The organism is Mesorhizobium sp. BR1-1-13 (assembly GCF_020165515.1).
GTDB lineage: Bacteria > Pseudomonadota > Alphaproteobacteria > Rhizobiales > Rhizobiaceae > Mesorhizobium.
Genome location: NZ_JAIUIH010000003.1, coordinates 25,337 through 41,380, shown reverse-complemented (window position 1 = coordinate 41,380; position 16,044 = coordinate 25,337). Strand labels below are relative to the sequence as shown.

The following is a 16,044-nucleotide window of genomic DNA, read 5'->3' as shown; positions in this document are numbered from 1 at the left end:
ACTGGGCTGCCGGCGTGAAAATATTCGGATTTCAGCGGCTTAGCCTTTTATTTTGCACATTCGTCGGGACAATGCGCCCGAACTCGCTCGGAGGATTCGCAATGCGCGCTAAAAGACTGTCCCTGGTTCTGCTCTGCGCCTTCATGGTGTTCGCAACCATGTCGACAGTCCGGCAGGCACTGGCCGAGGATGCCCCCAAGGCCGATCCGGGTCTCTCCGACGTACTGACCGACTTGCTGCACGGCGTCGAGGGTGAAAACGCCACCTCAGGCCCCGACAAGCGCGTGCCGTTCGGCCGTGAGGAAGTACAGTTGTCGTTCGCGCCATTGGTCAAGCAGACGGCGCCGGCCGTGGTCAATGTCTATGCCTCGCAAACGGCCAAGGTGGTTTCGCCTTTCGAAGGCGATCCGTTCTTCGAAGAATTCTTCGGTCGCGCGCAGCCGCGCGCGCAGTCCTCGCTGGGCTCGGGCGTGCTTGTCGATCCGAGCGGCGTCATCGTCACCAATTTCCACGTCATCAAGGATGCCGACGAGGTGAAGGTCGCGACCGCCGACGGGCGCGAATTCACCAGCAAGGTGATGCTCAAGGACGAGACGCTCGATCTTGCCGTGCTCAAGATCGAATCCGACAAGCCATTCCCGGTCATCGCCATCGGCGATTCGGATGCGCTCGAAGTCGGCGACCTGGTGCTGGCCATCGGCAATCCTTTCGGCGTCGGGCAGACCACCACCAGCGGCATCGTTTCCGCACTTGCCCGCAGCCATATAGGCGTTTCGGATTCGGGTTATTTCATCCAGACGGACGCTGCCATCAATCCCGGCAATTCCGGCGGCGCGCTGATCAACATGGGCGGCCAGCTGGTCGGCATCAACACTGCCATCTTCAGCCGCAGCGGTGGCTCGATCGGCATCGGCTTTGCCATTCCCGCCAACATGGTGCGCGCTTTCGCCGATGCCGCCAAGGCCGGTCTCGATTTCTTCGAGCGGCCTTACATAGGCGCCGAATTCGAAGCGGTGACGCCTCAGATCGCCGAATCGCTTGGCATGGAAAAGCCGGCCGGCGCGCTGGTCTCGTCCGTTGACGCGGCCGGGCCGGCCGGCAAGGCCGGATTGAAGCCTGGCGACGTGGTCCTGCAGATCAACGGCAAGCCGGTCGAGAGCATCGAGGCGCTGGACTATCGTATGGCGACGCTGTCGATCGGCACCAAGGCCAATTTCGCGGTGCTGACCAAAGGCCAGCAGGCGGCGATGGACATCGCGCTGGAACGCGCGCCCGAGGGTGCAAAACCCTCGGAGGTGACGCTGCATGGCCGCAGCCCGTTCTCGGGCGCCAAGGTCGCGGAATTGTCGCCGCGGCTGGCTCAGAAGCTCGGCCTGCGCACCGACGTCAAGGGCGTCACCGTGGTCGACATCAATCGCGATTCGCCGGCCGCCGATTTCGGCTTCCAGCCGGGCGATATCGTGCGCGAGGTCAACGGCACGACCATCGATTCGGCGGCGACGCTGGCGCAGGCTTCCCAGCAGGATACACGCTGGTGGCGCTTTACCGTCGAGCGCGGCGGGCAGATACTGCGCCAGGTGTTGCGTTACTGAGTTCGATCGCTGAAGAGATCGCGCTCCAAACCCAAAAGAAGTGCATGGCCGATCTGTTCAGTGTCGATGAACCGGAAAAGACGCCGCCAGGCCGCCCTCTGGCAGACAGGTTGCGCCCGAAAAACCTTGGCGAGGTCGTCGGCCAGGAGCATCTGACCGGCCCCGATGGCGCACTGACCCGGCTGATCAATTCCGGTTCGCTCGGCTCGATGATCTTCTGGGGGCCGCCCGGCACCGGCAAGACCACGGTGGCGCGTCTGCTTGCTGGCGAAACCAGCCTTGCCTTCGAGCAGATTTCGGCCGTGTTCTCCGGCGTGGCCGACCTGAAGAAAGTGTTCGAAGCGGCCAAGCTGCGCCGCGCCAACGGTCGCCAGACCCTGCTGTTCGTCGACGAGATCCACCGCTTCAATCGCGCCCAGCAGGATTCCTTTCTCCCTGTCATGGAGGACGGCACGGTCGTCCTGGTCGGCGCCACGACCGAGAACCCGTCCTTCGAACTGAACGCAGCCTTGTTGTCGCGTGCGCGCGTCATGGTCTTTCATTCGCTGGGCGAGGAGAGCATCGCCAAGCTGATGACGCGGGCGGAAGAGACGGAGGGCCGGGCGCTGCCGCTCGATGACGAGGCGCGGACGATGCTCATCCGCATGAGCGACGGCGACGGCCGTGCATCCCTGACGCTGGCGGAAGAAGTCTGGCGCGCCGCCAAGCCCGGAGAGGTGTTCGACCCGGAGGGACTGCAACGCATCGTCCAGCGCCGCGCGCCGATCTACGACAAGGGCCAGGATGGCCACTACAATCTGATCTCGGCGCTGCACAAGTCGGTGCGCGGCTCGGATCCCGATGCCGCGCTCTACTATCTCGCGCGCATGTTCGACGCCGGCGAGGATCCGCTCTATCTCGGCCGCCGGCTGGTGCGCATGGCGATGGAGGACATCGGCCTTGCCGATCCACAGGCATTGGTCGTCGCCAATGCCGCCAAGGACGCCTATGACTATCTGGGCTCGCCGGAGGGCGAACTCGCCTTTGCCGAGGCGACCGTCTATCTCGCCACCGCGCCTAAATCCAACGCCGTCTACACGGCCTTCAAAGCAGCCACCCGCGCTGCCAAGGAACATGGCTCGCTGCTGCCGCCAAAGCACATCCTCAACGCGCCGACCAAGCTGATGAAGGAAGAGGATTACGGCGCCGGCTATCGCTACGACCATGACGAGCCGGACGCGTTTTCGGGCCAGGACTATTTTCCGGAGAAGATGGGCCGCCAGACCTTCTACGACCCACCCGAACGCGGCTTTGAACGCGATATCAGGAAGCGGCTCGACTACTGGGCAAAGCTGCGCAAAGAGCGGGAATAGCCGGCTTGCGGCGGCCGGTGGCGGTTGCGGTTCGAAACGAGGCCTCGCCTTGGGGCATTTCCACATCGGTTCTTCTGCACGTGCTGCTCGCGGCCATGATTCTATCGATGCCAATGCCGAAGCTTCCGACCCGACCGGAGGAAGAGCAGGTAACGGTCGACATCCTGACCCCGCGACAGTTCGAGGTCTCGACAAGGCCGCTTCGGCCGCATGAGCCGGAGGTGCCGGCCACGCAAGCGCCTGAATCGCCGCCGGCCGCTCCCGCCGCTGTTCAGCCTCGACCTCACGCTGCACCGGCCATGATCCGGCCGACCCAAATGCTGTCGGCCAAGACGCTCGCCGATCCGCGCAGCAAGCAGGCCCGCGCCGATCTCAAGACCTTCGCATCCGACGAGCGCATGGTGCAGTTGTGTAATCTGGAGGCCATGGATCAGATCCGCCAATGGCGTGCGGATTTCCAGCCGGAGCGGGTGGTGCCCTACGCAACTACGGCGGAAAAAATCGCCGGCACGACGATCACCGCCGACGGCGCGGCTTTCCGCAGCCGTAAAAACTGGTACAGTTTGAAATTCAAATGCCAGCTCGCACCAGACGGCGAAAGCGTCATGGGCTTTGAGTTCCTGGTCGGCGATCCGGTGGCCAGGGAGAAATGGGACGAGCTTGGCTTGCCGGCGGTGCACTGACAGCGCGGCAGGCTCCACCAGGCAGCCAGCCCGGCCAGATACCATGGCCGTTGTGCGGTGACCCAAAAAACCTTATCAAGGCGCACGGTCGGGCGGTGGCCGTTGCCATGATTTGGGCATCTCATTCGCAACAGGATCGCGCTCGGCGCGTGGAAAAATGACAAAAACCCTTCGCAAGACCCTTCGCAAATTCGCCATTGCCATCCCGCTCCTTGCCCTTGGCTTCTATTTCATTCCGATCCTCACGACGATTTTCGTCGTTTGTGGCCTGATCGACGTGCTGCGCAACGATCGCAAGAATCTGTCCTTGTTCAGCGGCTATTTCCTGGGCAACGGCATCTTCACCTGGCTGCTTTCGCCGTTCAACCTGCTGGTCGATCTCCTGTGCTACAGAAATCCGGGCGTGTGGAAGCTGGAGCAGTTCCCGCAGGATTATCAGCGCGAGGTCAACGAGGTTCTTGACGTCTTCAAGGCGCGCAAGGCCGAAATCATCGCCGACATCGACGCCAATTTCGGCGCCGGCCGGCGCGGCATGTATGTCTACCAATGGTATGGCAAGCACAGGATAGATAACGTCGCCGAGTTCAACAAGGATTTCAAATACATCAAGACCATAGCCGTCTCCGTTTTCAGCAAGCGCGAATCGACTTCCTGGCACTTCGGGCCGCTGCGGCTCAGCCTGCGCATCCTCTACAACCTCATTCCGGTGAAGTCAGAGATCTTCGTCGAGTGCGGCAACGTCAAGAACTACTGGCACGACAATCCGCTGTTCATTTTCGACGACACGCTGCTGCATCGGTCGGTCAATGAGTATGACGGTCGTCGCTACTGCGTATTCATGGACATTATCAGGCCGTCCCCGGTCCCCAGGCTTATCGCCGGCCTTCTCGCCATCGTCTCGGTGAGCGTCGAGCGCATCAATTCGATGTTCTACAAGAACTGGAAGATGATCGGCTCGACCAAGCCGAAAAAGGCCGAAACCACCTGAGCTGAAAGTTTTTCAAACGTGTCCGGCGCGCCGGCTAGGTATGAACAGTCGGGGACAACAGACGGCGATGTTCAATCTGCTTCTCGTGGCCGCCGGCGGCGGCATTGGCGCTGGCATCCGCCATCTGACCAATATGGGCGCGCTGCGCCTTGTCGGCCCCAATTATCCCTGGGGCACGATGGCGATCAACATCGTCGGCTCGTTCGCGATGGGCCTGTTCATCGCCACCCTGGCGCGCCGCGGCGGGTCTAACGAAGTCAGGCTGTTTGTTGCCACCGGCATCTTAGGCGGCTTCACGACCTTTTCCGCCTTTTCGCTCGATTTCGCGACCTTGTGGGAGCGGGGAGCCATCTTGCCGGCGTTTGGATATGCGCTGGCCAGCGTGATTGGCGCCATCATTGCCCTGTTTTTGGGTCTTTGGCTCGCAAGAAGCCTGCCTTAATGCTATTGCCGCGCCGAGAGCAGGCCTGGGCCTGTCAGGAAACGGATAAGCGAAGAAATCATGGCAGGCGTTGAACAGATCACGGTGGAGGCCGGCGAGGCGGGCATGCGGCTCGACCGCTGGTTTAAGACCCATTTCCCGGGCCTTGGCTTCGGTCACCTGCAGAAGCTGCTGCGCTCCGGCCAGATCCGCGTCGACGGCGGCCGCGTCAAGGCCGACACCCGCGTCGAGCCTGGCCAGATGGTACGCGTTCCACCGCTGGAAGTGGACAAGAAGGGCGACAGCTCGCTGACCGGCCATTCGATCCGCAACCAAGGCGACGCTGACGTCCTGGCAAAAATGCTGATCCACGAGGATCCCAAGGTCTTCGTCTTCAACAAACCGGCTGGCCTTGCCGTGCAGGGCGGCTCGGGCGTCACCCGCAATGTCGACGACATGCTGGAAGCCTGGCGTAACCAGAAGGGCGAGAAACCGCGGCTGGTGCACCGGCTCGATCGCGACACGTCCGGCGTGCTGGTCGTTGCCCGCACCAGGCTGGCGGCGATGAAGCTCTCCGAGGCGTTCCGCGCACGCGAAACCAAGAAGACTTACTGGGCGCTGGTCAAGGGCGTGCCGCCCAAGCGCGAGGACAAGATCTCGACCTGGCTGATCAAGGAAGCGACACCGGATGGTGATCGGGTGCGCGTCGCCAAGCACGGTGAAAAGGGCGCCGACCACGCCGTGTCCTACTACCGCATCGTCGAGCAGGCGGCGCAGGCACTGACCTGGCTGGAGATGGAGCCCTACACCGGCCGAACCCACCAGCTGCGCGTCCATGCCGCCCATATCGGTTGCCCGATCATCGGCGATCCCAAATATTTCGAGGCCGACACCAACTGGGATTTTCCCGGCGGGATGCAGAACCGCCTGCATCTGCACGCGCGCCGCATCGTCATCCCTCATCCTGATAAGGGTTTTATCGACGTCACCGCGCCGATGCCGCCGCACATGCGCCAGAGCTGGAACCTGATCGGCTTCGACGACGCCAGCGCGGAGGATTGACCGTGAGTGGCGCCGCCGATGCGCTCGATCGCCGTGACGCAGTCGACATGGCCGCCGCGGCCATCATGGTCGGCCTGACGTTCTCCTGGGGGCTGAATTACGTTGCCGCCAAGATCTCTTATGCCGGTTATGATCCGGTTTTCCTGTCGATCGCGCGTTCGGCTATCGGCGGGCTCTGCGTCTTCCTCTGGTGCCGCTGGCGCGGCATAGCGCTTTTCACCAGGGATGGCACCTTGCGCGCCGGCATCGCGGTGGGCGTGCTCTTCGGCATCGAGTTCCTCTTCCTTTACGTCGGGCTGGAGCACACCACGGTTGCCCGCAACACGCTGCTGGTCAACACCATGCCATTCTGGATGCTGGTGGGTGGCCATTTCCTGCTCGGCGAACCAATCAGCCTGCGCAAAGCCCTTGGCCTGCTGCTGGCCTTTGCCGGCCTTGCCGCGGTCTTTTCCGACAAGCTCGGCGGCGGGGACATGCTGTTCGGCGACTTACTGAGTCTAGGCTCCGGATTCGTCTGGGCCTTGACCAACATCCTCATCAAGCGTTCGAAGCTGGTGGAGACGAGCGCCGAGAAGCTGCTGCTCTACCAACTCTCCGGCGCTGCCGTTGTCGGCGTCCTGGCGTTGCCTCTGGCGGGGCCATCCGTGCGCGATCCCTCGCTGTTGCCGACCTTGGCCCTGCTTTTCCAGGCGCTCTATATCGTCGCCTTCACCTACGTCCTGTGGTTCTGGCTGCTGCGGCGTTATCCCGCCTCCAGCCTGTCGAGCTTCACCTTCCTGTCGCCGGTCTTTGGCGTGCTGTGCGGCGCCCTGTTCTTGAACGAGCCGCTGACCGTACGCATTTTTCTGGCACTTGGTCTCATTGCCGCCGGCCTGATCATCGTCAACAGGCCGTCGCGCCAGCAGACAGCCGAAGGAGGCTGACATGCGCGATATCCTCAGCGATCTCGAAGCGGGAAAACTGCTTTCCGATCCCGACCCGGTGCGCCGCGCCCAGATCCAGATGAAGACGCCACTGCCTAGGCGTTTCTACAAGACTGTCTCCGTCGCCCCGGCCGATGGCGGCTTTGCCGTCCATCTAGACGGCAAACCGGTGCGCACGCCGGGCAAGGCGCTGCTGGCGCTGCCAACCGAAAAGGCGGCATCGCTGGTCGCCGATGAATTCGCCGCCCAGGGGGAGACCATCGATCCGGTGTCGATGCCTGTGATGCGCCTCGTCAACACCGCGCTCGATGGCGTCGCTAGCGATCCGCAGGCGGTATTGGAAGACATATTGCGCTTTGCCTCGTCAGATCTGCTCTGTTATCGCGCCGATGCGCCGCAAGGGCTGGTCGAGCGGCAGAACGAGCAGTGGGATCCGGTTCTCGACTGGGCGCGGACCGCACTTGGGGCTCGCTTCAACCTTGCCGAGGGCATTATCCATGTCGAGCAGCCGCGCGAAACCATCACGGTGCTCGGCGTCCATCTCAGCCAGCGCGCCGAGCCGCTGCGCCTGGCCGCCATCCACGTCATGACGTCGCTGACCGGTTCGGCGCTGCTGGCGCTGGCTGTCGACTTCGGCGAGCTCGACGGCGAGGCGGCCTGGACCGCCGGCCATGTCGACGAGGACTGGCAGATCGAGCATTGGGGCCAGGACGCGGAAGCGGTCGCGCGCCGCTCCGCCCGCAAGCGCGACATGATGGCTGCCGTCGCCCTTCTCGAGGCGCTCGAAGCCTGATGCTGCGGCTACCGCACCGCATCTAATACCAAAGTCATAATCCCAAAGGCTCTCTGCCGTTGGCGGGTGCTTTCTGTCATTTTTTTCCGCGATGGCTGCCGCGAGTCCGCGTTCGGAGGAGAACGCGGACGTAAGCCGCGCAGCATCGCGGACAAGGGTCTCACGGGAGGAGCATCTCAATGACTATCGCATCGACCGCCAGCGGAAAGAGCCGCGGCATGACGCGAGAGGAGAAGAAGGTCATCTTCGCCTCCTCACTCGGCACCGTTTTCGAATGGTACGATTTCTATCTCTACGGGTCTTTGGCGGCCTTTATCGGTTCGACCTTTTTCAGCCCGACCATTCCGGAAGCGACGCGCAATATTTTCGCGCTGCTGGCTTTCGCCGCCGGCTTCCTCGTCCGTCCGTTCGGCGCTTTGCTGTTCGGCCGCATCGGCGACCTTGTCGGCCGCAAATATACCTTCCTCGTCACCATGACGATCATGGGCCTGTCGACCTTCCTGGTGGGCTTGCTGCCTGGTTATGCGAGCCTCGGCATCGCGGCTCCGGTGATCCTGATCATCCTGCGCATGCTCCAGGGCTTGGCACTGGGCGGCGAATATGGCGGTGCGGCCACCTATGTCGCCGAGCATGCGCCGGACGACCGGCGCGGCTACTACACGTCGTGGATCCAGACGACCGCCACACTCGGCCTGTTCCTGTCGCTGATCGTCATCCTGATCGTCCAGGGCTCGATGAGCAAGGAAACCTATGCCGCCTGGGGCTGGCGCGTTCCTTTCATCGTGTCGTTCCTGTTGCTCGGCATTTCCATCTGGATCCGGCTGTCGCTTTCCGAATCGCCCACCTTCCAGCGCATGAAGGAAGAGGGCAAGGGTTCCAAGGCACCGCTCTCGGAAGCCTTCGGCCAGTGGAAGAACGCCAAGATCGCGCTGCTGGCACTGCTCGGCCTTACGGCCGGCCAAGCCGTGGTCTGGTATAACGGCCAGTTCTACGCCCTGTTCTTCCTTCAGAACGTTTTGAAGCTGGACGCCCAGTCGGTCAACATCATGATCGCCATCGCGCTTGCGCTGGGTTCCATCTTCTTCGTCGTGTTCGGCTGGCTATCCGACAAGATCGGTCGCAAGCCGATCATCATGGCCGGGCTCGCACTGGCGATCGTCTGCACCTTCCCGCTGTTCAAGGCATTGACCTGGGCCGCCAATCCGGCCCTTGCCCAGGCACAGCAGAGCACCCGCGCGACGGTGACCGCGGCACCCGGCGACTGCAGGTTCCAGTTCAATCCGGTGGGTACCGCGAAGTTCACGACGTCTTGCGACATCGCGACCTCGTTCCTGACCAAGAACTCGGTGCCCTATGACGTCGTCTCCACGGCGGCACCCGGTACGGCTGCTTCGGTCAAGATCGGCAATGAGACGGTGGCATCCTACGATGCTGTCGCCGCGGGCGACCAGGCCAAGGCCAAGGAGGCCGCCTTCGTCAAGGCCGTCAACATGTCGCTGCAGGACGGCGGATATCCGCTGAAGCGTGCTGCGATCAAGATACCGGACCAGAAGCTCGACGCGTTTGTCGCTGCCAATCCCGAACTGAAGCTCGACGCCGCCGCCATCCGCGCCGGCGAGAAGGCGACGGTTCCTACCGATCAGGCGATCAAGGACAAGCTTTTGACCGCCGACGAGGCTGCCGGTGCGCCTGAGGTCACCGTCTACAACATACCCGGCGGCGGGGCCTTCGCCATGTTCGCCGACCCTGCGGCCGTGAACTGGCCGATGACGATCGCCATCCTGTTCGTCCTCGTCCTGTTCGTGACCATGGTCTACGGTCCGATCGCGGCCATCCTGGTCGAGATGTTCCCGACACGCATCCGCTACACCGGCATGTCGCTGCCCTACCATATCGGCAATGGCTGGTTCGGCGGGTTGCTGCCCGCGACCGTGTTCGCGCTCAGTGCCTACAGGGGCGATATCTATTATGGCCTCTGGTATCCCGTGATTATCGCGGCGATGTCGCTCGTCATCGGCATGATCTTCGTCAAGGACACGCTGGGCACGAACCTGGAGACCAAGCAGTAACGGGTCGGATCCACATGCATGAGAAAACCCGGCGCGAGCGATCGCGCCGGGTTTTCATATCGAGGCTGAAGATGCGTTCAGCTCTTCGGCTGCTGGTTTTCTTCCTCGACAGCGGCCTCGTGATACCAGCCATCGAAATCGGCATACGTGTTACGCAGCGAGGCAAGCTCTGCCGCGAACTTGGCCTTCGCGCCTAAATTTGAGGCAGATACGCGGCCTGCAAGCGGGAACATCAGGATCTTTGCCGATGGACGGGCGAGGGTGACTTCCATTGGCGATCTCCTTTCTTCTCCGAGGGTCAGTTGATTCAGCTTTTCCTCAAAATAGGTTCTGCGATTCATTTAGGCAATATGCTTATGAAAAGATCAGTTATTGCCTATTGTTTGCGCAATCTCTGCGTCTGATCGATCCCAGCGCATTGCTGTGGCGGTGCAGCGAATTCAGAGGAATCTCGCGACCATTTTGTCGCACCGGTCGATGCCGGAGTGGCATATGAATTGCTTTTTACCAGTCGGCAGGTCGGCTTGCTCCGGCCATGCGTCGACACCGCGTGCGGTGGTCAAGCACAACGAGAGGCTCTAGAATGACCAAATACAAGCTCGAGTATATCTGGCTCGACGGATACACCCCGGTCCCCAATCTTCGCGGCAAGACCCAGATCAAGGATTATGCCGAGTTCCCGACGCTCGACCAGCTGCCGCTATGGGGCTTTGACGGCTCGTCCACCATGCAGGCCGAGGGCCGTAGCTCCGATTGCGTCTTGAAGCCGGTCGCGCTTTATCCCGATCCGGCCCGCACCAACGGCGTTCTCGTCATGTGCGAAGTCATGATGCCCGATGGCGTCACGCCGCACGTGTCCAACAGCCGCGCGACCATTCTCGACGACGAGGATGCCTGGTTCGGCTTCGAGCAGGAGTACTTCTTCTACAAGGATGGCCGTCCGCTCGGTTTCCCCGAGAGCGGTTATCCCGCTCCGCAGGGCCCGTACTACACCGGCGTCGGCTATTCGAACGTCGGCAGCATCGCGCGCCAGATCGTCGAAGAGCATCTCGACCTCTGCCTCGCCGCCGGCATCAACCATGAAGGCATCAACGCCGAAGTGGCCAAAGGCCAGTGGGAATTCCAGATTTTCGGCAAGGGCTCCAAGAAGGCCGCCGATCAGATGTGGATGGCCCGCTACCTGCTCCAGCGCCTCACCGAGAAGTACGGCATCGATATCGAGTTCCACTGCAAGCCGCTCGGCGACACCGACTGGAACGGCTCGGGCATGCATTGCAACTTCTCGACCAAATATATGCGCGAGGTCGGCGGCAAGGGTTATTTCGAGGCCCTGATGGCGCAGTTCGAAAAGAACCTGATGGACCATATCGCCGTGTACGGTCCGGACAACGACAAGCGTCTGACCGGCAAGCACGAGACGGCGCCCTGGAACAAATTCAGCTACGGCATCGCAGACCGCGGCGCGTCGATCCGCGTGCCGCATTCCTTCGTCAAGAATGACTACAAGGGTTATCTGGAGGACCGCCGCCCGAACTCGCAGGGCGACCCCTACCAGATCGCCTCCCAGGTCCTGAAGACGATCTCGCAGGTTTCGACCGGCGCATCGGTTTCGGCCGCTGCTTGATATTTCACGTCGGGCCTCAAGATCCTCGACAACCATGACGCGAGCCCCGGCGGTAATTGCCGGGGCTTTTTCGTATGACGATGGCGGGCACTATCGCATGCCGCTGTTTCCGTTCGCCGATCCTCGCCTTCCTGGCTCCTGGCCTGGCAAAGCAAATTCCCCCAAAAAAAGTCAGGTTGAAAAGGGCGGTTCAAACCCATCCCGACAAGACGGCTTTTGGCTGACGAAAGCATGCCTTGGCGCTGGGCCGCAGGCTTCGAAATCCTCGAAAAAGCCCGGAAATCTGGCCATTCCGACAAGAATGCCTGTCGACCGATCCTTTCATAAGCCCCTGTTCATACTCCAAAATCGACCCTCTCGACGCCCGGCGGGCGACATTGACAGGCTGCGGCGCAACATGCGTATTCGCAGGCATTGGGGATACGCCAAGCGGTGCTGTTCGAACGGGGCGGGGTTTCTTGAACGACAGCATTGGCGGGGGCGCCGGACGAGCGGGCATTGCAGCCTGAGGCAGTGTGCCGCTCGCTCCTGGCCTATCTCTTCACTTGCAAAAAGCGCATGCCGGATCGCCTGGCAGCCCAGCTTGGCTGGCTCAAGCCGGCCAGTGCCTCAGCGCAATCGACACGTGTGACGTGACCAGCCGACGGAACCCAGCAGCCGGTGCGCCTTTCCAGTCGCTAGATCGGGCAGCATCCGATCGAACGCGTCAGTGTCCGCGGATTTGGCTGAATGGAAGCCTTGACATGTGCAAACAAAAGGGCCGGAAGAGGTTCATCTTCCGGCCCCGCATTTGCAGGCTGAATTGAAGCCGCTGGATCCGGGTGCGCCGGGTCCAGGGAGATAAAAAATCAGACCGAATAGTACATGTCGTATTCGACGGGATGCGGTGTCATTTCGAAGCGCATCACCTCGGCCATCTTCAACTCGATGTAGCTGTCGATCTGGTCGTCGTCGAAGACGCCGCCGGCCTTCAGGAAGCCGCGGTCCTTGTCGAGGCTCTGGAGCGCTTCACGCAGCGAGCCGCAGACGGTCGGGATCTTCTTCAGCTCCTTCGGCGGCAAATCGTAGAGATCCTTGTCCATCGGCTGGCCGGGATGGATCTTGTTCTTGATCCCGTCGAGGCCGGCCATCAGCATGGCGGCAAAGGCGAGATAGGGGTTCGCACCCGGATCGGGGAAGCGGACCTCGACGCGCTTCGACTTTGGCGACGAGCCGAACGGGATACGGCAGGATGCCGAGCGGTTGCGCGCCGAATAGGCGAGCAGCACCGGCGCCTCGTAGCCCGGCACCAGACGCTTGTAGGAGTTGGTCAGGGGGTTGGTGAAGGCGTTGATGGCCTTGGCGTGCTTGATGATGCCGCCGATATAGAACAGGCAGCTTTCCGAGAGGCCGGCATACTCGTTGCCGGCGAAGGTCGGCTTACCGCCTTTCCAGATCGACTGGTGGACATGCATGCCCGAGCCATTGTCGCCGAAGATCGGCTTCGGCATGAAGGTGGCGGTCTTGCCGTAGGCATTGGCGACCTGATGCACGACATATTTGTAGATCAGCATCTTGTCGGCGTTGCGGACCAGCGTGTCGAACTTGATGCCGAGTTCGTGCTGGGCCGCGGCCACCTCGTGGTGATGCTTCTCGACCCGCACGCCCATCTCGGCCAGCACCGTCAGCATCTCGGAACGCATGTCTTGCGCCGAATCGATCGGCGGCACCGGGAAATAACCGCCTTTGATGCGCGGACGGTGGCCGAGATTGCCGGTCTCGTAGTCGGTGTCGTCATTGGACGGCAGTTCGGTGGAATCGAGCCTGAAGCCGGTGTTATAGGGATCGGCTTTGTACTTGACGTCGTCGAAGACGAAGAACTCGGCTTCCGGGCCGACATAGATGGTGTCGCCGATGCCTTCCGACTTCATGTAGGCCTCGGCCTTCTTGGCAGTGCCGCGCGGGTCGCGGTTATAGGATTCGCCCGAAACCGGATCGAGGATGTCGCACAGGATGACCATGGTCGACTGCGCGAAAAACGGATCCATATGGACCGTTTCAGGATCGGGCATCAGCACCATGTCGGACTCGTTGATCGCCTTCCAGCCGGCGATCGAAGAACCATCGAACATCACGCCATCGGCGAACATGTCTTCCTCGACCTCGATGACATCCATCGTCACGTGCTGCAGCTTGCCCTTCGGGTCGGTGAAGCGCAGGTCAACGAATTTCACATCGTTGTCCTTGATCTGCTTCATGATGTCTTTGGCTGTCGTCATGTCATGTATCCCTGTGTGACGTTTTTTAATAATGACGTTTCGGAAGATGGGCGAGGTGTCAGACGGCATCCATGCCGGTTTCGCCGGTGCGGATGCGCACGACTTCCTCGATGTTCGAGACGAAGATCTTGCCGTCGCCGATGCGCCCAGTCTGGGCCGCCTTGCGGATGGCTTCGATGGCGCCTTCGACCGCATCGTCGCCGAGCACGACCTCGATCTTCACCTTGGGCAGGAAGTCGACGACATATTCGGCGCCGCGATAAAGCTCGGTGTGGCCCTTCTGGCGTCCAAAACCCTTGGCCTCGGTCACGGTGATGCCTTGCAGTCCGGCCTCCTGAAGCGCTTCCTTCACTTCGTCCAGCTTGAATGGCTTGATGATCGCTTCGATCTTTTTCATGTAAAAAGTGGCCTCCACTGCCAAAAAAACGGGTTGTGAGCCCCGCTTGCGCCTCCATCAAGCACGAATTGTGCCAATTGGCGGGATTTCAAGCGGTGTCATTCGATTCCAGAACCATGCCGCACGAAGATGCAAATTCGCATCGTTCACTGCATCCAGCGCGCGACGGATGGCTGCAAACCTACGCGGCGTCAGTGTTTATGTCTGCCCGATATTTAGGCGTATTGCTTATTTGGTAGGCATCGCTCAGCTTGGCTGGGACCGCGCCAACTCCTCTGCGTTTGCGTCGAGCCGAAAACTGGACAATGCTTGATCGAATGCGGATCGGCAATCCATGAGCAACGAACTTCTTTCTCCCGGGGAGATGAGCGAGGCGGATCGGTTGACGATTGCCGCCGGCGCAATCGACGGCATCGGCCTGATGCGCCGTGCAGGCGAAGCCGTTGCGGCCGAAATTTTCAGGCGCTATCCAGCGGCGAAGCGGGTCCATGTGCTTTGCGGTCCCGGCAACAATGGCGGCGATGGCTATGTCGTGGCCCGCTGCCTGGCAGCCGCTGGTGTCGACACGGTGGTCTGGGCGTCGGGCACGCCGAAGCCGGGCAGCGATGCCGCGCTCGCCGCCGGTGAATGCCCGGTGAAGCCTCGATCACTGGCGAATTTCGCGGCCGAGGCCGGCGCTGTCGTCGTCGACGCCCTTTACGGCGCAGGGCTGTCCAAACCGCTGTCCGGGGAAGCGGCGAGAACGGTTGGCATTGTGGCAAACCTGGCCGTGCCGGTCGTCGCGGTCGATCTGCCATCAGGCGTTTCCGGGGACAGCGGCCAAGTGCTCGGCCATGCTTTTCGGGCTGAGGTCACCGTCACCTTCGCACGCAAAAAACCTGGCCATCTTTTGCTGCCCGGGCGCGAGATGTGCGGGGAGATCGTACTCGCCGACATCGGGATCACCGATGGTCTCATTGCGCGGATTCGGCCCCAGGCCTTCGAGAACTCGCCGGCGCTTTGGCTCAGCGCTTTTCCGATTCCAGGCGTCGATACGCACAAATACAAGCGCGGCCATGTCGGCGTCTTTTCCGGCGGCCCGAGCGCCACCGGCGCGGCGCGGCTTGCGGCGCTTGCCGCAGCGCGCAGCGGGGCAGGGGCGGTCACCGTCCTGTCCCCGGCGAACGCCATGCAGGTCAATGCCGCGCATCTGACCTCGATCATGCTGCGCAAGGCCAATGACAGCGGCGACATCGACGCCTTCATCGGCGAACGCCGGCCCTCCGCCTTTGTGCTGGGGCCTGGCTTCGGTGTCGGTGAAAGAGCGCAGAATTTTGCGCTCACGCTGCTCGCCGCTGGCCAGCACCGGAACATTTCCGCCCGGGTCGATGGCCTGGTGTTCGACGCCGACGCGATCACCTCGTTTCGCGAGGCGCCGGACGTCCTGTTCGAAGCCGCGCGCCAGCCGGGCGCACCGCCGCTTGTGATGACGCCGCATGAGGGGGAATTTGCCAGGCTGTTTGCTGACATTGCGGGCGGCGCCGTTTCGTCCAAGCTGAGCAGGGCCCGTATGGCCGCCACCCGTGCCAACGCCGTGATCGTCTACAAGGGCGCGGACACCGTAATCGCTGCTCCCGATGGCAGGGCTGCGATAAACTCCAATGGCGCGCCATGGTTGGCAACCGCCGGTTCGGGCGACGTGCTCTCGGGGCTCGTGGCCGGCTTCCTGGCGCAAGGCATGCCGGCCTTCGAGGCGGCTTGCGCGGCGGTATGGATCCATGCCGAGGCCGGCAGCCGGTTCGGACCGGGGCTGATCGCCGAGGACTTGCCGCTGGCGCTGGTGCCTGTGCTGCGTGAACTGGTGGCGGCTCGCGGCGCGCGCTGACCGGCCGCGACATTCAGC

At 62.0% G+C, this 16,044-nt stretch carries 14 protein-coding genes; 11 read left to right on the top strand and 3 right to left on the bottom strand.

All coding sequences use genetic code 11. The annotated features are described in order from the left end of the window. Positions 1 to 101: 101 nt before the first annotated feature. The 9 genes from LB533_RS07665 (at position 102) to LB533_RS07625 (ending at position 9,883) form a co-directional block, all read left to right on the top strand. Complete coding sequence (locus LB533_RS07665; protein ID WP_140638052.1) at positions 102 to 1,592, top strand: DegQ family serine endoprotease; 1,491 nt, start codon at positions 102 to 104, stop codon at positions 1,590 to 1,592. Positions 1,593 to 1,636: 44 nt separating this feature from the next. Further along, positions 1,637 to 2,944, top strand: coding sequence for a replication-associated recombination protein A (locus tag LB533_RS07660; protein ID WP_140638053.1), 1,308 nt, complete (start codon positions 1,637 to 1,639; stop codon positions 2,942 to 2,944). Between the two features lie 80 nt (positions 2,945 to 3,024). Continuing rightward, complete coding sequence (locus tag LB533_RS07655) at positions 3,025 to 3,627, top strand: DUF930 domain-containing protein (RefSeq protein WP_224557236.1); 603 nt, start codon at positions 3,025 to 3,027, stop codon at positions 3,625 to 3,627. Between the two features lie 157 nt (positions 3,628 to 3,784). Further along, entirely contained in the window at positions 3,785 to 4,615 is an 831-nt protein-coding gene (locus LB533_RS07650) for an aspartyl/asparaginyl beta-hydroxylase domain-containing protein (RefSeq protein ID WP_140638054.1), read from the top strand. A gap of 67 nt (positions 4,616 to 4,682) precedes the next feature. Next, positions 4,683 to 5,057 (top strand): fluoride efflux transporter CrcB, encoded by a 375-nt coding sequence (gene crcB / locus LB533_RS07645; RefSeq protein ID WP_224557234.1) that lies wholly within the window; start codon positions 4,683 to 4,685, stop codon positions 5,055 to 5,057. 60 nt (positions 5,058 to 5,117) lie between these two features. Next, positions 5,118 to 6,098 (top strand): RluA family pseudouridine synthase, encoded by a 981-nt coding sequence (locus tag LB533_RS07640; RefSeq protein ID WP_140638056.1) that lies wholly within the window; start codon positions 5,118 to 5,120, stop codon positions 6,096 to 6,098. Between the two features lie 47 nt (positions 6,099 to 6,145). Beyond that, positions 6,146 to 7,021: a DMT family transporter gene (locus tag LB533_RS07635; protein ID WP_181169281.1), complete on the top strand. Its 876-nt coding sequence runs from the start codon at positions 6,146 to 6,148 to the stop codon at positions 7,019 to 7,021. Between the two features lies 1 nt (position 7,022). Next, the gene (locus tag LB533_RS07630) at positions 7,023 to 7,814 is read left to right on the top strand and encodes an ATP12 family chaperone protein (protein ID WP_140638058.1); all 792 of its coding nucleotides are present in this window, start codon (positions 7,023 to 7,025) and stop codon (positions 7,812 to 7,814) included. 179 nt (positions 7,815 to 7,993) lie between these two features. After that, positions 7,994 to 9,883, top strand: a complete 1,890-nt coding sequence (locus LB533_RS07625; protein ID WP_140638059.1) for an MFS transporter — start codon at positions 7,994 to 7,996, stop codon at positions 9,881 to 9,883. 77 nt (positions 9,884 to 9,960) lie between these two features. Here the strand turns inward: LB533_RS07625 and LB533_RS07620 are convergent, their stop codons facing one another. Further along, positions 9,961 to 10,155, bottom strand: a complete 195-nt coding sequence (locus LB533_RS07620) for a DUF2735 domain-containing protein (protein ID WP_140638060.1) — start codon at positions 10,153 to 10,155, stop codon at positions 9,961 to 9,963. A gap of 311 nt (positions 10,156 to 10,466) precedes the next feature. Here LB533_RS07620 and LB533_RS07615 point away from each other — a divergent pair, with 311 nt between their 5' ends. Beyond that, the gene (locus tag LB533_RS07615) at positions 10,467 to 11,507 is read left to right on the top strand and encodes a glutamine synthetase beta-grasp domain-containing protein (protein ID WP_140638061.1); all 1,041 of its coding nucleotides are present in this window, start codon (positions 10,467 to 10,469) and stop codon (positions 11,505 to 11,507) included. An 848-nt stretch (positions 11,508 to 12,355) separates the two neighbouring features. Here the strand turns inward: LB533_RS07615 and glnA are convergent. Both glnA and LB533_RS07605 read right to left on the bottom strand, forming a co-directional pair. Further along, positions 12,356 to 13,765: a type I glutamate--ammonia ligase gene (gene glnA, locus LB533_RS07610; protein WP_140515442.1), complete on the bottom strand. Its 1,410-nt coding sequence runs from the start codon at positions 13,763 to 13,765 to the stop codon at positions 12,356 to 12,358. A 58-nt stretch (positions 13,766 to 13,823) separates the two neighbouring features. Further along, a complete protein-coding gene (locus LB533_RS07605; protein WP_006205430.1) occupies positions 13,824 to 14,162 on the bottom strand; it encodes a P-II family nitrogen regulator in 339 nt (112 codons plus the stop codon). 334 nt (positions 14,163 to 14,496) lie between these two features. Here LB533_RS07605 and LB533_RS07600 point away from each other — a divergent pair, with 334 nt between their 5' ends. Then, the gene (locus LB533_RS07600) at positions 14,497 to 16,026 is read left to right on the top strand and encodes an NAD(P)H-hydrate dehydratase (RefSeq protein WP_140638062.1); all 1,530 of its coding nucleotides are present in this window, start codon (positions 14,497 to 14,499) and stop codon (positions 16,024 to 16,026) included. Positions 16,027 to 16,044 lie beyond the last annotated feature (18 nt).

Bases quoted from the DNA above. Each gene is read 5' to 3' on its own strand.
- LB533_RS07615 (WP_140638061.1), top strand. From the start codon at position 10,467: ATGACCAAATACAAGCTCGAGTATATCTGGCTCGACGGATACACCCCG.
- LB533_RS07605 (WP_006205430.1), bottom strand. From the start codon at position 14,162: ATGAAAAAGATCGAAGCGATCATCAAGCCATTCAAGCTGGACGAAGTG.
- LB533_RS07630 (WP_140638058.1), top strand. From the start codon at position 7,023: ATGCGCGATATCCTCAGCGATCTCGAAGCGGGAAAACTGCTTTCCGAT.
- LB533_RS07635 (WP_181169281.1), top strand. From the start codon at position 6,146: ATGGCCGCCGCGGCCATCATGGTCGGCCTGACGTTCTCCTGGGGGCTG.
- LB533_RS07625 (WP_140638059.1), top strand. From the start codon at position 7,994: ATGACTATCGCATCGACCGCCAGCGGAAAGAGCCGCGGCATGACGCGA.
- LB533_RS07600 (WP_140638062.1), top strand. From the start codon at position 14,497: ATGAGCAACGAACTTCTTTCTCCCGGGGAGATGAGCGAGGCGGATCGG.
- LB533_RS07620 (WP_140638060.1), bottom strand. From the start codon at position 10,155: ATGGAAGTCACCCTCGCCCGTCCATCGGCAAAGATCCTGATGTTCCCG.
- crcB (WP_224557234.1), top strand. From the start codon at position 4,683: ATGTTCAATCTGCTTCTCGTGGCCGCCGGCGGCGGCATTGGCGCTGGC.
- LB533_RS07650 (WP_140638054.1), top strand. From the start codon at position 3,785: ATGACAAAAACCCTTCGCAAGACCCTTCGCAAATTCGCCATTGCCATC.
- LB533_RS07665 (WP_140638052.1), top strand. From the start codon at position 102: ATGCGCGCTAAAAGACTGTCCCTGGTTCTGCTCTGCGCCTTCATGGTG.
- glnA (WP_140515442.1), bottom strand. From the start codon at position 13,765: ATGACGACAGCCAAAGACATCATGAAGCAGATCAAGGACAACGATGTG.
- LB533_RS07660 (WP_140638053.1), top strand. From the start codon at position 1,637: ATGGCCGATCTGTTCAGTGTCGATGAACCGGAAAAGACGCCGCCAGGC.
- LB533_RS07640 (WP_140638056.1), top strand. From the start codon at position 5,118: ATGGCAGGCGTTGAACAGATCACGGTGGAGGCCGGCGAGGCGGGCATG.